General features: G+C 62.1%; 11 protein-coding genes. 1 reads left to right on the forward strand and 10 read right to left on the reverse strand.

Features of this window, described 5'->3' with window-relative positions; all coding sequences use genetic code 11:
- Window positions 1–68 precede the first annotated feature (68 nt).
- From M0D66_RS22595 to M0D66_RS22635, 9 genes are all read right to left on the reverse strand, one after another.
- Window positions 69–1,397 carry an LLM class flavin-dependent oxidoreductase gene (locus M0D66_RS22595; protein WP_093632393.1) on the reverse strand — a complete coding sequence of 443 codons (1,329 nt, stop codon included), beginning with the start codon at window positions 1,395–1,397 and terminating at the stop codon, window positions 69–71.
- Complete coding sequence (locus M0D66_RS22600) at window positions 1,394–2,767, reverse strand: MmgE/PrpD family protein (protein WP_266211632.1); 1,374 nt, start codon at window positions 2,765–2,767, stop codon at window positions 1,394–1,396. Before M0D66_RS22600 ends, M0D66_RS22595 begins: the two co-directional genes overlap by 4 nt.
- Before the next feature lie 251 nt (window positions 2,768–3,018).
- The gene (locus M0D66_RS22605) at window positions 3,019–3,858 is read right to left on the reverse strand and encodes a CmcJ/NvfI family oxidoreductase (protein ID WP_266211633.1); all 840 of its coding nucleotides are present in this window, start codon (window positions 3,856–3,858) and stop codon (window positions 3,019–3,021) included.
- Between the two features lie 135 nt (window positions 3,859–3,993).
- Window positions 3,994–5,352, reverse strand: a complete 1,359-nt coding sequence (locus M0D66_RS22610) for an LLM class flavin-dependent oxidoreductase (protein ID WP_266211634.1) — start codon at window positions 5,350–5,352, stop codon at window positions 3,994–3,996.
- 41 nt (window positions 5,353–5,393) lie between these two features.
- On the reverse strand, window positions 5,394–6,392 hold the full coding sequence (locus M0D66_RS22615) for a substrate-binding domain-containing protein (RefSeq protein ID WP_256456520.1): 999 nt from the start codon (window positions 6,390–6,392) through the stop codon (window positions 5,394–5,396).
- Window positions 6,393–6,511: 119 nt separating this feature from the next.
- Entirely contained in the window at window positions 6,512–7,894 is a 1,383-nt protein-coding gene (locus M0D66_RS22620; protein ID WP_266211635.1) for an LLM class flavin-dependent oxidoreductase, read from the reverse strand.
- Between the two features lie 31 nt (window positions 7,895–7,925).
- Window positions 7,926–9,164 (reverse strand): SfnB family sulfur acquisition oxidoreductase, encoded by a 1,239-nt coding sequence (locus tag M0D66_RS22625; protein ID WP_266211636.1) that lies wholly within the window; start codon window positions 9,162–9,164, stop codon window positions 7,926–7,928.
- Window positions 9,165–9,286: 122 nt separating this feature from the next.
- Window positions 9,287–10,342, reverse strand: coding sequence for an ABC transporter permease (locus tag M0D66_RS22630; RefSeq protein WP_200654411.1), 1,056 nt, complete (start codon window positions 10,340–10,342; stop codon window positions 9,287–9,289).
- Complete coding sequence (locus tag M0D66_RS22635) at window positions 10,339–11,853, reverse strand: sugar ABC transporter ATP-binding protein (RefSeq protein WP_266211637.1); 1,515 nt, start codon at window positions 11,851–11,853, stop codon at window positions 10,339–10,341. The genes M0D66_RS22630 and M0D66_RS22635 overlap by 4 nt, the downstream gene beginning before the upstream one ends.
- Before the next feature lie 368 nt (window positions 11,854–12,221).
- Here M0D66_RS22635 and M0D66_RS22640 point away from each other — a divergent pair, with 368 nt between their 5' ends.
- On the forward strand, window positions 12,222–13,577 hold the full coding sequence (locus M0D66_RS22640) for an LLM class flavin-dependent oxidoreductase (protein WP_266211638.1): 1,356 nt from the start codon (window positions 12,222–12,224) through the stop codon (window positions 13,575–13,577).
- 110 nt (window positions 13,578–13,687) lie between these two features.
- Here the strand turns inward: M0D66_RS22640 and M0D66_RS22645 are convergent, their stop codons facing one another.
- Window positions 13,688–15,016 (reverse strand): LLM class flavin-dependent oxidoreductase, encoded by a 1,329-nt coding sequence (locus M0D66_RS22645; protein ID WP_266211639.1) that lies wholly within the window; start codon window positions 15,014–15,016, stop codon window positions 13,688–13,690.
- Window positions 15,017–15,024 lie beyond the last annotated feature (8 nt).

Here is a 15,024-nt window from a genome sequence, read left to right on the forward strand (position 1 = left end):
TTGAAAAAAAAAGCGACGTCTGCTGAGCAGACGCCGCTTTTTACTTTCCGCCTTTTACTTCTTGTCTCTCACTGCCCCGCATAGCGGCTCACAGGCCGCTGCAAACCGAGGTGATCACGCAGAGTAGTGCCGCTATATTCGGTGCGGAATAACCCACGCCGCTGCAACTCCGGCACGACGAGTTCAACAAAATCGTCGAGACCGCCCGGGAAATACGGGGGCATGATATTGAAGCCATCGGCCGCTTCGCCCGTGAACCACTCTTCGAGCGCATCCGCCACTTGCACAGGCGTGCCCCATACGATGCGGTGTCCACGCGCGCCGGCCACCAGGTAGTACAGCTCGCGCAAAGTCAGATTCTCGCGGCGTGCGAGATCGGTCAGCAGTTTGGCGCGACTCTTCAACTGATCGGATTCGGGCAACTCCGGCAAAGGACCATCGAGCGGATACTTCGACACGTCATGCCCCAACCGGTCGGACAACAGTGACAACGCACCCGATGTATCGGTCCATTCCTGCAACTGCGCGTATTTGTCTTTTGCTTCCTGCTCCGTCCTGCCGATGACAGGAAACACGCCCGGCATCACGTGCAACTGCTGACCCTCACGGCCGAATTTCGGCAAGCGGCCTTTCAGATCGCGATAGAAGACCTGCGCTTCTTCGATAGTCTGCTGCGCGGTAAACACCACTTCCGCCGTGCGCGCGGCCAGGTCCTGCCCCGGGCCGGACGAGCCGGCCTGGATCACCACAGGATGCCCCTGTGGCGGACGCGACGCATTCAACGGACCTTTGACGGCGAAGAACTGCCCCTTGTGATCCAGCGTATGCACCTTGGCGGGATCGAAGTAGACGCCACTCGCCTTGTCCTTGAGCACCGCGTCGTCATCCCAGCTGTCCCACAGCCCCTTGACGACGTCGACGAATTCACCCGCCATTTCATAGCGCAGCGCGTGATCCGGATGATTGCCACGTGTAAAGTTCGCGGCCGTGCGGTCGTACGAAGTCGTCACGACGTTCCACGCTGCGCGTCCGCTACTCAGATGATCCAGCGACGCAAACGCGCGTGCGACGTGATACGGCTCGCTATATGTGGTCGACGCGGTGGCGGCGAGACCGATGTGGCGCGTGCCCATGGCGAGCGCCGACAGCAGGCACAGCGGCTCGAGCCGCATCGCCATCGACGGATGCGCATCGGGGCCGCTGGTGAGACCGTCGGCGAGAAAGACCATGTCGAATTTCGCACGCTCGGCGGTCTGCGTGATGCGCTGCATCAACGCCAGATTCTCGCTGCCAGCCTGCGCGTCAGGATGCCGCCAGCCGGCGACGTGGTGTCCCGCACCCTGAATGAAGAGCCCGAGACGCATTTGCCTGCGGGTACTGCTGTTATTCGTGCTCATACGTGGATCTGTGCGAAGACATTGAAAAGGGACGCGAGGTCGGCGGTGCTCTGCATCGTGTCGATATGCGCGGGGATGAACGCGAGACGTTCGTCGTGACCGGTCGCGTCCGCGAATTTCGCGGCCAGATCCGTCGCGCTGTAGAGACGGTCGGTCTTATGGCTCAGTACCGTCCCGTTGCGCAATGCGATTTCGACAGTCGAGAAACGCGTGGCCGGATCGGTCGACGCGCGCGCGGCGGTCTCATCGTGACGGCTCGCCACGCGCCGTGCGAGTGCGATCAGGTCGTCGCGCACGGGCACATCGGCGAATGTAGCCACGCTGGGTGAACCATCCGTCAGCGCGGCCGCGACTGCGTAGGCAACGCTGAAACGCGCTTCGAGACCCGTCGAGGGCAAATGTCTGGAAAGCGGTGTGTCGCCGCCGGGCGGAAATATCACCGTCACCTCGGCAATGTCGTCCGGCGTGAGACGGTGTGTGTCGCGCAACGTCAATGCGGCATGCACGGCGTAGTGCGTCGCCGTGCAGCATGCCCACGGCTTGAAGTACAAACCCGGGGCTGCGATTTGCCACGGTGCGCCCCAGCCGTCGAGCACGCGTTCGGGTTGCGCTGCGCCGCCGCTGAACACGGCGAAAAAGCCGACCGGTCCGTCCAGCGCTTCAGGCGAGCCCTGCAGTCCCGCTGCCGCGAGCTCGGCGGCGAACAAGCCGGCGCGCGCGGCAAGCCCGGCATGCAAGGGTTTCGCTTCGCTGCCGAACTGCAGTCGTAAGCCGGCGGATTGTGTGGCGGCAAGACCCAGCGCGTTCTCAATGGCGGCGGCATCGAGTTTCAGCAGATAAGACGCAGCGGCTGCCGCGCCAAGTGCGCCCAATGTCGCGGTGTTATGAAAGCCCTGCTCATAGTGCCGGCTGCCTAGTGCAAGACCGAGGCGCGCCATCGTTTCGACGCCAACGACGTAGGCGTCGAGCAAATCGAGCGCGCTGCTGCCGCGTGCTTGTGCCAGCGCGAACAGCGCGGGCAGCAAGACCGTCGCAGGATGGCCTCTTACGCTGCTGTGCACGTCGTCGTAGTCGAGCGCGTGCCCCGCGTAACCGTTGAGCAACGCAGCCTGCTGCGCCGATGCACGGGCGCTGCTGCCGATCACCGACGCTTCGCCGCGCGAGTCGTTGGCGCTGACTGACAGGAGTTTTTGATAGCCGCTGTCGCTCGCGCCGGCAAAGGCGGCAGCGAGAAAGTCGAGAATGCCGCGTCTTGCGGCGGCAATGGCGTCGGCGTCGCGGGACGGCGACGCCTGAGCGATCGCGGCGGCCAGCCGTCGTGTCACGCCGGTGGCCTGCTGGCCGGCGTCGGATGCATGGAGGCTTGACATGTCGAAGGCGTGAGAGCTGTGAAAACGCACCGGGCAAGCGTTACGCTCACCTCGTTCGACGAAAAACAAAAGCAGCGTCGAGCAAAGAAGTAAGGCAACGACCCAAACGCCGCATGCTAACCAAACGCTGCGTCACAAACAAACAAGAATTCACGCTTTCGATATTGCAGATTCTGCGATGCTGCAGCAGACGCGTCCTGCTATCGGCCGCCCCGTATTTCACGGCATGCCGGCGCGTTCAACGTCGGCACTCAAAAGAACAACAGCGTGCGCAATTCGATGCTCCGGCGCGGCGGCGCATCGGCCGGCGACGTGGGATCGTCGAATGCCGTATGGGCCGTGAGACGCGCGATTCCGTCGCCCGCCGAATCGTAAATCTTCAGCAGCAGGAATTCATCGGGCGACATCTGCGGAAAGTAATACCAACGGTGCCGCGGATTGAAGGCCAGAGCATACGTCTCGCCGACCTTGTCGGGATATACCAGATCCGACGCGACCAGATCGTTGAGCGTGATACTGCGCGAATCGCATAGCGCAAGCGGCGACGATTGCACTGTTTCTCCGATCGGACGCCACAGATTGACGATTGCGACACGGCCCTGCAGCAAGCGCTCCGCTTCACCGGTCGGCAGATGATCGCGCACCCGGCGCGGCCCCGACACAAACGTCTGGTCGTTATGGATGTACTTGACGGGCTCCCTCACGCCATCGTTGCGCTCAGGATTGCCGTCACGCAGCGTGTGATCGAACACAACCACCCGGCGAGCGCCGGTGGCCTGTTTCAGCAACTGCTCCGCTTCGCGATAGTAGACAGATTCGATCTTTGCCGGATCGGAGAAATCGTTCAGCGCGCTAGCGTGCCGATGCAACTCGAAGCCGTTACGATCGAGCGACAACGCGCCAGGCGGCGGCGCGACGCGGGCATTCGAAATACTCACCCGATGCGACCGGTACACGCCACTGCGCTTCGGCACACCCGGCGGTGGTTCGTATTGGTACGACACCGGTTTCTCGCCGGTGAACTCGAGGTAGTTCAAGTCTGCCTCGACCGTCGCGGCAGATACCGGTGCATCGATGACGATATCGCTCATGTTCGCATCCTCATCACGTTGAAACGATTCGCTGAACGGCCGCGGCACGCAACGCGCGGCGGCGGTAGACGCATGCATCTATCGCTTCAGCGTAGGCGACGACTGCGCCGGGAGGAAATAACGAATCATGGAAAGTTATGCGCCGGATTGAAGTACGGAAGAATGGCGGCTTCTCGGCCGCCGCAATCCGAGGTTCTCTCGCAGCGTGCGCCCTTCATAGTCCTCGCGAAACAACCCACGTCGCCGCAACTCCGGCAATACCAGTTCGACGAAATCGGTCAGACCCTCCGGCAGCACCGGCGGCATCACGTTGAAACCGTCAGCGGCGTGATTCACAAAGCGCTCTTCGAGTTGATCGACAATCTGCGCCGGCGTGCCGACGAGTTGCCAATGGCCGCGCGCACCCGCAACCCGCAAATACAGCTGGCGAATCGTGAGGTTCTCGCGGCGAGCCAGTTCGATCGTCAACACCTGACGGCTCTTGCTCGCATTCGTTTCGGGCAGCTCAGGGATCGGCCCGTCGAGTGGATAGTCCGAGAGATCGAACCCACCGGTCAACCCGGATACGAGCGCAAGTCCCACTTTCGGATCGACGAGCGACTGCAATCGCTCGAACTTCTCTTTCGCCTCGCTTTCGGTGCGGCCCACGATCGGGAACACGCCCGGCATGATCTTCAGATCGTCCGGATGACGGCCGTACACCGTCATGCGTCCCTTCACGTCAGCGTAAAAGTCCGCCGCGTCCTGCAGCGTTTGCTGCGCCGTGAAAATCACCTCGGCCGTTTTCGCTGCGAGGTCCCGGCCGGCTTCGGACGACCCCGCCTGCACGACGACCGGATGCCCCTGCGGAGAACGTGCAACGTTCAGCGGCCCCTTGACCTGAAAGAAGCGTCCCTTGTGATCCAGCACGTGTCGTTTGGCGGGGTCGAAGAAACGCCCTTCAGCTTTGTTGCGGACGAACGCGTCGTCCTCCCCGCTGTCCCACAGACCTGCTGTGACTTCCGCGAATTCAGCGGCGCGGGCATAACGCTCGGCGTGATCGAAATGTTTGTCACGGTTGAAGTTCTTCGCTTCGTGCTCGCTCGACGAAGTGACCAGATTCCAACCCGCACGTCCTCCGCTAATGTGATCGAGCGAAGCGAACTTGCGGGCAATGTGATACGGCTCGTTGAAGCTCGTCGAGGCTGTGCCGACCAGACCGATGCGCTCGGTCACAGCTGCCAATGCCGACAGCAACGTGATCGGCTCGAACTGCGCCACGTAGCTGTGCGCGGTGCGGCTCAGAAAATCGACGTTGTCGCCGCGTGTCCCCACGCCGTCGGCGAGAAAGATCAGATCGAATTTCGCGGCCTCGGCCGCTTGTGCGAGCCGGACGTAGTGGCGAAAGTTCACGCCGGCGTCCGCCTGCGCCTCGGGATGTCGCCACGCCGCAATGTGGTGTCCGGCAGGGTAAAGGAAAGCGCCGAGGCGCAGGTGTCCGCTACGTTTGCTCATTTAAGTCCAAAGGAGATGATTGACGGTGCGGCCTCTGACACTCAGTCCGCTGCCGGAATCCACGCTGCCGTCGCGGCATCGCTCGAACGGAATGCCGGGAATTTATCGCCGAGCTCGGCAATCGTCTTGATGTTGTTCTTCACCAGATCGTCGCGCGTGATCAGCGTCGGCTTGACAACAATCCGGTGCTCGGGCGTCTGCCCCGCGAGCAGCAAAGCCGCGGCCCGTACGGACACCGCACCCACCACCGCGGGATTCGTCGCCGCGGTCGCCACCCACGCGCTATTCGGCGCGCGAATCGCCTCGATGTCGGAGGTCGAAATATCGGCGCTGTAAATGCGCAGTTTCGACGACAGGTTCGCCTCGTCCGCAGCGAGCTTCGCGCCGCGTGCGAATTCGTCGTAAGGCGCGAACACCACACGAATCTCAGGATGCGCACGATAGGCGGCAGCAGCCTGGTTGGCCACCGACTGCGCGATCGGATTGTCCACCGTGCCCCAGCGCGCCTTCTCCTGAACCTTCGGATGAGCGGCCTTGAAGTCACGCCACACCGCATCGCGCCGGTCGAGCGGTGCGAAACCCGCTACGTACACGTAGCCGGCGGCAAAGGTATCTCCGTTGTCTTTCACCGCCTGATCGAGCAGCAGCGCTGCCAGATCGCGATCGCTCTGCTCGATCTGCGGTACCTTCGGATTGCCCAGATCGACATCGAATGCGACGACCTTGATGCCCTTATCCAAGGCACGCTGCACGACATCCTTGAGCGATTCAGGCAAACCGTGATTCACGATAATTGCGGACACGCCCAGGCTGATCGCTTGTTGAATCTGTTCACGTTGTTCGGCCGCATCCTGACGGCCTTCGTAGATGCGTAGATCGATGCCGAGCGCTTTGGCCTGCTTTTGCGCACCGGCTTCATAAGCCTGGAAGAAATCCCCCGTCGACAGATAGTTGACGAGCGCGATCTTCACGCCGCCCTTGTCGAACGGTGCGGGCGCACCTTTGAGCGGTGCCGCGTGCGCGACGGCGCCGGCAAGCATCGTGGCCGCCGCCAGGGCGAGTGTGCGAAACGTAAGGCTCACATCCAGCTTGCGACGAAGAAACGATTTCATCAATGATCTCCAACCTGTTAGTCGATGTTTTATGAGTAAGCGGGGTGCTATCCGGCATGGGCCGGCGTGCGCGTGCGGTAGGCCGCACCAGGATGCGGTTCGGCCAGTCGAGGACCACCGCCATGCAATTTTTCGCGCAGCGTGCCGTTGGTGTAGTCGGTCTTGTAGACGCCTCGTCGCTGCAACTCGGGCACGACCAGGTCGACGAAATCTGCGAAGCTCTCGTGAGTCAATGCATACGCAAGGTTGAATCCGTCGACGTCGGTCTCCTCGACCCACGACTGCAACTCGTCGGCGATCTCCTGCGGGCTTCCCACTGAAAGCGGTCCGAGTCCCCCTATGCCGCCCCACTTCGCAATCTCACGCACGGTCCACACTCGTGTCGGATCCGCGCTCGATAAAGCCTCTACGGCCGATTGAACCGCATTGCTCTCGATATAGCGCAGCGGTTCGTCGAGGTCGTACTTCGACAGATCGATGCCGGTCCACCCCGACATCAGCGCGAGCGCGCCCTCGTCGCTTGTATAGCGGCGATAGTCGGCGTGCTTCGCGTGTGCATCCGCTGACGTCTTGCCTGTGATCACCGTGTGCAGGTTGAAAATCAGCACGTCGTGCGGATCGCGGCCAAATGACTTCACGCGTGCCCGGATATCGGCGACGAAATTCTTCAGGATCGTGCGTGACGGTGCGGCGATAAAAATGCACTCGGCGTGCTGCGCGGCGAAGTCCTTACCGCGCTTCGAGGCGCCTGCCTGGTAGAGTACGGGCGTGCGCTGAGGCGACGGCTCGCAGAGATGAATGCCCGGCACGTCGAAATACTGCCCACGGTGGTTGATAGGATGAACCTTCGAGGGTTCGGTGAAGACCTTCCGCACAGCATCGCGCACCACAGCGTCGTCTTCCCATGACGCTTCCCACAACTTGTAGCAGACCTCGAGATACTCCTCGGCAAGCGAATAGCGTTCGTCGTGATTGGCCTGCGCCGGCAAGCCGACATTGCGTGCGGCGCTGTCCAGATACGACGTGACGATGTTCCAGCCAACCCGGCCGTTCGTCAGATGGTCGAGCGTCGACATGCGCCGTGCGAACGGATACGGGTGCTCGTACGAAAGCGAGCAGGTCACGCCGAAGCCGAGATGCTCGGTCACGTTCGCCATCGCCGAGACGAGCAGCACGGGATCGTTGACCGGGACTTGCGCGGCCTGGCGAATCGCGGCTTCCCCATTGCCGTTAAAGACATCGTAAATGCCCAGCACGTCGGCGATGAAAAGACCGTCGAACTTGCCGCGCTCGAGCAGTTTCGCGAGGTCGGTCCAGTAATCGATTTGCTTGTAACGCCACGACGTGTCGCGTGGATGCGCCCATAAGCCTGGCGACTGATGCCCGACGCAGTTCATGTCGAATGCGTTAAGGCGGATTTCTCTGGCCATGATCGGGTTCGGTTAAGGATTGCGCCTGGCGTTAATTCCAGGGATGACGTGCCGGCTTGACGCCGTTCAGATAGTAGTTACCGACCAGGTGATACTTCCAGCGCACCGGATCATGCAGCGTATGGACGCGTGCGTTGCGCCAGTGCCTGTCGAGATTGTGTTCACCGAGCGTCGACTGGGTACCGGCGAGCTCGAACAGTTTTTCGCCTGCCAGCAAGGCGATTTCCGTCGTCAACACTTTCGCTTCGCCCACGGCAACCGATGCGCGCGCCACGTCGTCTTCGGTTGTTTCGGCCTTCGTGGCGATTTCGTCGATCACGCGCGCGGCGCGTTCGAGCAAGGCCTCGGCGGCGTGCAACTGGATATGCAAATGACCGATCTCCCGCACGGTCAGCGGATCGTCACTCGCACGCTCGACCCCGCTGTCGATCCACGGCCGCGAGCGCGAGCGCACGAACGTCAACGTGTCGGCCAGCGCCGCCTTCGCGATGCCGGCGTCGATGGCGGCCTGGATAATCTGCGAAATTGGGCCGTTGAGCGTTGGAAAATCGGACACGCGATGCGCAGGCAACACATGCGAAGCCGGCACGCGTACGCTTTCCAACACGACCGTACCGCTTGCCGTAGTGCGTTGACCGAAGCCCGACCAGTCGTCGATCACGGTCAGCCCCGGTGTGCCCTTCGGAATGTAAGCAAGCCAGCCTTTGCGTTCGCTATCGAGCCCCAGCACGGGGACGAAGTCGGCGAACAGCGCGCCGGTCGAATAGAATTTGGTGCCCTGTACGACGTAATCGCCGCCGTCCCGCGTCACGCTCGTCTTCAGATCGAGCACGTTCTTTGTGCCCTTCTCCGAAAAGCCGTTACCGAAACGCTTGCCGCCCAGCACCTGTGCGAAGAAATATTTCTTCTGCTCCTCCGAGCCGGTTAGCGCGATCACGTCCACGAGACCAAAGTGATTCTGCGGTAGCTGCCCGAGCGACGGATCCGCTGCTGCAATGATCTTGATGACTTCCGTCAACGTAACAAACGACACGCCCGCTCCGCCGTAAGCCTTTGGCACCGTGATGGCCCACAGCCCGGATTGCGAGAACCACTCGATCTCCTCGTGTGGCAAGCGGCGTTCGGTATCGCGCGCGGCCGCGCCTTGCGCGAGGCGGCCTGCAAGCTCGTGCGCAACAGCAATGGCCTGCGCGTCATCGGCGATCACACGGACCGCATGTCTACTCTCGTCGCGGATATTCGATGAAGCCGCTTCGCCAAACTCTGCCATGGGAATCTCCGCTTGAATGACTGTTCGCTCAATCTATCAGCGGACACTGCATGCGCAAACTGAACGATTCGGCAATCGATATTCCTTCGGATGGCAAACGACATTTCGGCGGTCCGGTGACCTCAGCCGCGTGAGTCCGCAGACCGTCCAACACTGAACGTAAACGCCAGCGCGAGAACCAGCAGCACACCCTTGATGAAATCCTGCATGTAGTAAGGCGCATTCAGCATGGTCAGGCCGTTCAGGAGCACACCGACAAACACCGCGCCTACTACGGTGCCGAACACGTTGGGCCGCTTCGCGCCCCACACTGCATAACCCATCAGCGCAGCCGCCACGGCGTCGAGCAGCAGGGAGTGTCCGGCGCTGACATCGCCTCGCCCGACACGCGCGGCGATCAGCACGCCGCCCAACGACGCAATCGCCCCCGAGGCGACATAGGCCGCGATCCGGTAGCGGGCCGTAGGCGCACCCGCCAGCCGCGCGGCCGTCTCATTGCCGCCGATCGCGTAGATCACGCGTCCCCAGCGCGTCGTCTCCATGACGATGCAGGCGAGCACCGTCAACGCAATGAGAATCAGGACCGGCAACGGCACGACATCGAAAAGACGCAGACGTCCCAACGCCAGAAACGCGTCCGAGAATATTCCGCTTGCCTCCCTGCCATCGGGCAACACGGTTCCGGTTGCAAGCGAGCGGCCGCCCGTCGGGATCAGTTGCAGACCGGCCAGCAGGAACAGAGTGCCGAGCGTCGCCAATTGGTCCGGCACACGCAGCCGCGTAATCAACAAGCCATTGAACAGGCCAGCCGCGATGCCCAGCGCGACACACGCGGCCACGGCCGCCAGCGCGCTGCCATGCCAGACGATCAGCACATAGCTCGCCGCCATCTGCGCCGAAGCAGCCACGCTGCCCACCGAGAGATCGAAGCCACCCGCAGCCAACGTGATCGTCACGCCAATGCCAAGCAACGCCACGATCGATACCGCCTGGAGAATGCTGAACAGGTTGTCGATGTTCAGGAAGGCCGGTTCCCTGATGGCGAACACGGCAATCAGAATCGCCAGCACGAGCAGGATGCCGGTGCGCTCCAGGTGATCGCGCAAACTACGCCATGCTGACTGCGTCCGTTGGTCGGATGCGACGTCGCCGGGAATTGAAGGGGTAAGGTGTTTCATGAATGAAGTTCAGAGCTCGCGTCATGGATGGGTTGAACAGTTGCGCGCTCGAGCGTCGCTCGATCGAACCGCACGACGCGATCGGCAATCTCCAGGGCCTCTTCGAGATCGCTGACGAATACGATCGTCGCGCGTTCATGGGCATGCCGCCGCAAGGTATCGACGATATCGGCGCGCGCGCCGGCGTCGACACCCTGAAACGGTTCGTCGAGCAGCAACAAGCGCGCGCGTTCGACATGCCAGCGCGCGAGGACGACTTTCTGCTGATTGCCGCCGGATAAACGCGTCAGGCGATCGTCGGGGCCGGTGCAGCGAATGCCGAAGGTTCTGATCGCGTCGGTCGCGGCATCGCGCTCTGCGGCTTCGCGTACCACGCCGCGCCTGAACCAGTTCGACAGGAACGGAAAGCTGAGCGTCCCCGCAATCGATGCGAACGGCACGCTGTCGGGAAACAACGAGGTGCGCCAACGATCCTCGCCGGCGAGGAACACGCCCGCGCGAATCGAATCGGCCGGTGAACGAGGACGCCATGGCTTGCCGTCGAGCACCATCCGACCACTGCTCGCATGTGCCGCACCGAAAATCGCTCTTGCGAAACGCGATTTGCCGCCACCCACCGGCCCTGCTACCGCGACGATCTCGCCGCGCTGGACGTCGAGGTCGAATGAGCGGCTTGTCGGCGTCAGTTGAAAATCGCGCACGCTGAAACAGGGTTCGAGCGAGGCCGCGTCTTTCTCATCCTGAGTTCGAGCTTGTGGCAGAGGCCGTCCAATCATCGTCTCGACGGCAGCGTCGAAATCGATTGGCGGGTGCAGATCGGCGACGAGATGTCCGTCGCGCACGATCGCTACCCGGTCCGCCATGCGCCGCAGATCACCCAGCCGATGCGAGACCAGCAGGATCGCGACACCCTCCTCGCGTAATGGATCGAGCCGCTGGAACAGCCGTTCCGCTTCTGCGGCGGACAGACTGGCGGTGGGCTCATCGAGAATCAGTAGCTTGGGGCGCGAAGCCAGCGCGCGCGCCAGCGTCACGAGCTGCTGACTCGCGAGCGAGAGCGACCCGAGCGGCGCCGACAGATCGACATCCAGTCCGACCCGCTCGGCAAGCGGCCTCGCAGCCTCACGGCGCGCCGCGGGCGGCACGCGCCAGGGCGATGCCGGATCGCACAAGCGGTCGAGCAGCAGGTTGTCCGCGATCGAGAGCGTCGGCACGACCGCATCGGCAATCGACTGATGCACCGTGGCAATGCCGAGTTGTTTAGCGGCTTGGGGCGAAGCAGGTCGATACGACTTGCCCAGCAGCGTCAAGGTCCCGCCATCGGGCGCATACACGCCGCTTAAGATCTTGACGAGCGTCGACTTGCCCGCACCGTTGGCGCCCATCAATGCGACAACTTCGCCGGGATGGATCGAGAAATCGAGGTTCGATAGCGCGACCGTTGCACCAAAGCGCTTCGTCAGCGCAGAGGCAGTCAGGATCGGCTCGCTCGAGCGCGGAAGCTTTTCCATACGGTCGGGAAGCGGTGAACGGGTCAGGTTAATGGGGGCCTTCATATACCCGAATTGAGCGAGGCAGACATTTCATTGTTTCTCCGGTGGACCCGCCAAAGACGGCAAACGGGACGCATTGCATACCGTCACCCAAGAACGATTGTGTGCCCGGGCGAGACTCGCGGAAAACCAATTTGTTCTGATATGCAAAGCGTCGCGCATGGCGAACCGCGACCAGAGAGCGATGTAGCCCGGCGCTTAGTCTTCGCCGGCATATCGATGCCAGAATTCCTTCGTGGTCTCGAACGATCCGCTACTCGACAATGGGCAAATCGGTCAGAGCGTTCGTCCGTTCGTTGCTGGCTGCTTCCGCATTCGACAAGACCATGAGAACCGACCCGCCGCGCCAGCTTCATCTGAACGTCAATATCCTCCACTCCGGCTTTGTCCCTTCCGCATGGCGCACGCCCGAAGCTGATCCGCGCGCCTTCGTCGATATCGCCCACTACGTTCGTGTCGCGCAGATTGCCGAGGCGGCGAAATTCGATGCCGTGTTTCTCGCGGATAACGCCTCGATTGCCGATCAGATCGACTTCCGCCCGATCACGGCGCTGGAGCCGACCGTATTGCTCGCCGGCATTGCCGCGGCCACGACGCATATCGGCGTAATCGGCACGGCATCGACGAGTTATAACGAGCCGTACAACATCGCCCGCCGCTTTGCCACGCTCGATCAGCTCAGTGCAGGCCGGGCCGGCTGGAACATCGTGACGACCGCCGATCTCGGCTCAGCCCGCAATTTCGGCCGCGAGGCGGTGCCCGATCACGCGCAACGCTACGAGCGCGCAGCCGAATTCACGGAGGTGGTGAAGGCGCTGTGGGATAGCTGGGAAGACGACGCCTTTATCGGCGACAAGGCGAGCGGCCGCTTCATCGACACCACGAAGGTGCATCGCATCGACCATCGCGGCAAATACTTCAGTGTCGATGGTCCGTTCAACTTGCCGCGTAGTGCACAGGGGCACCCCGTGCTGATTCAGGCAGGCGGATCAGCTGACGGACGCGAACTCGCGGCACGGCACGCGGAAGCCGTGTTCTCAGCATCGCAATCATTCGACGAAGCCGCCGCCTACGCGCGCGAACTGAAGTCCCGCGCCGCGGCGTGGGGACGTGGCAACAACGCAATTCGCGTGCTACCCGGACTCACCACGATAATCGGCGCAACCGAAGCCGAGGCCCTGCGCCGCCGCGATGAACTGGTCGATCTGATTCCATGGACCTATAGCCTCACCCGACTGGCGGGCATCTTGGGCATTAGCGTCGACCGGTTGAAACTCGACGAGCGCCTGCCGGACGATCTCTCATTGCCCGGCAACGGCAATGGCAATCACACGTTCTTCAACGCCACGCTCGCACAGGCGCGGACCCACGGATACACGGCGCGGCAATTGATCCGCGCGCTTGCGGGCGGCGGCGGACATCGTGTCGTCGTCGGCACGCCGGAACAGATCGCCGACGATATCGAACACTGGTTCAAAGGCGGCGCTGCTGACGGTTTCAATCTGATGCCGGATGTTCTGCCGGGTGGCTTGCAGGACTTCGCCGACGGTGTGGTTCCGCTTTTGCAACAACGTGGTCTTTTCCGTACCGAGTACGAGGGCAGCACGCTGCGTGAACACTTCCGATTGCGACGGCCTGTCAGTCGCCACTTGCATCCACGGGAAGCGGCCGCTACCGCGTAAGCGCTCTTTTTCAACACGCTGCATACTCGGACCGGCGAACACGCGATTGAGATTCCGGGCGTCACCTCGGCGCGCAAACGCGCCGTGAAGTAAGCCAATTTGTAGTCCGGTCATTTCACCCGAGCGAAAAAACGGTTCTCAGGCCGTGGCAAACCCAGATTCTCGCGCAGCGTCGCGCCTTCGTATTCGCGCCGGAACAAGCCGCGCTTCTGCAATTCGGGAATGACCTTGTCCACGAAGTCGTCGAGGCCGCCCGGCAGATACGGGAACATCACGTTGAACCCGTCCGAGCCCTCTTCCACCAGCCATTGCTCCATCTGATCGGCGATCATTTTCGCCGTACCCACCATCTCGAGCCCCGAGTATCCGCCGATGCGTTGAGCGAGTTGCCGAATCGTCAGCCCGTCGCGCTGCGCCCATTCGACCACCCGCTGCCGCGCTGTCCGGCTCGCATTGGTTTCGGGAATCTCGGGCAACGGGCCGTCCGGATCGAATCCGGACACGTCATGCCCCAATGCAATCGACAACGACGCGATGCCGCTCTCGTAGTGCACGAACGTATCGAGCCGCGCACGTGTTTCCAGCGCCTCTTCCAGGGTATCGCCGACAACCACGAAGGCGGCCGGCAGGATCTTCATGTGATCGCGTTCACGCCTGAGTTTTTCCATCCGGCCCTTCACGTCGGCATAGAAACGCTTGCCGTCAGCCAGCAGGGTTTGCGCGGTGAACACCACCTCGGCGGTTTCCGCAGCAATCTGGCGTCCTGCTTCCGACGATCCGGCCTGCACGATGACGGGCCATCCCTGAACGGGGCGCGCAATATTCAACGGGCCGCGCACCGAGAAGTTCTCGCTCTTGTAGTTCAGCACATGCAGTTTCTCCGGATCGAAGAAGGTGCCGGTTTCGGTATCGCGGATAAAGGCATCGTCTGCCCAACTGTCCCAGAGGCCGGTGACCACGTCGAAGAACTCACGGGCGCGCCGATACCGCTCGTCGTGTTCGACATGCTCGTCGAGACCGAAATTGAGCGCGGCGTCGGGGTTCGATGTGGTCACGAGATTCCATCCCGCGCGGCCGCCGCTGATATGGTCGAGCGAGGCAAAGCGCCTTGCGACGTGATACGGCGCATCGAACGTAGTGGACGCCGTGGCGATAAGCCCCAGCCGTTCCGTGACCGCCGCCAGCGCAGGCAGCAACGTCAGCGGCTCGAACGACGTGACGGTGTGGCTATGCTTGAGCGCGTCAAGCGGCATGTTCAGCACCGCGAGGTGATCCGCCATGAAGAACGCGTCGAAACGGCCACGCTCGAGCGTCTGCGCGAAGCGCTTCAGATGCGCAAAATTGAAGTTGGCGTCGGGATAGGCGCCGGGATAGCGCCATGCGCCGGTATGAATTGTCGTCGGACGCATGAAAGCGCCGAGGCGAAGCTGACGTGACATGTAGCAAG

The sequence above is a fragment of the Paraburkholderia sp. SECH2 genome, assembly GCF_030464795.1.
Classification (GTDB): Bacteria; Pseudomonadota; Gammaproteobacteria; order Burkholderiales; family Burkholderiaceae; genus Paraburkholderia; species Paraburkholderia aspalathi.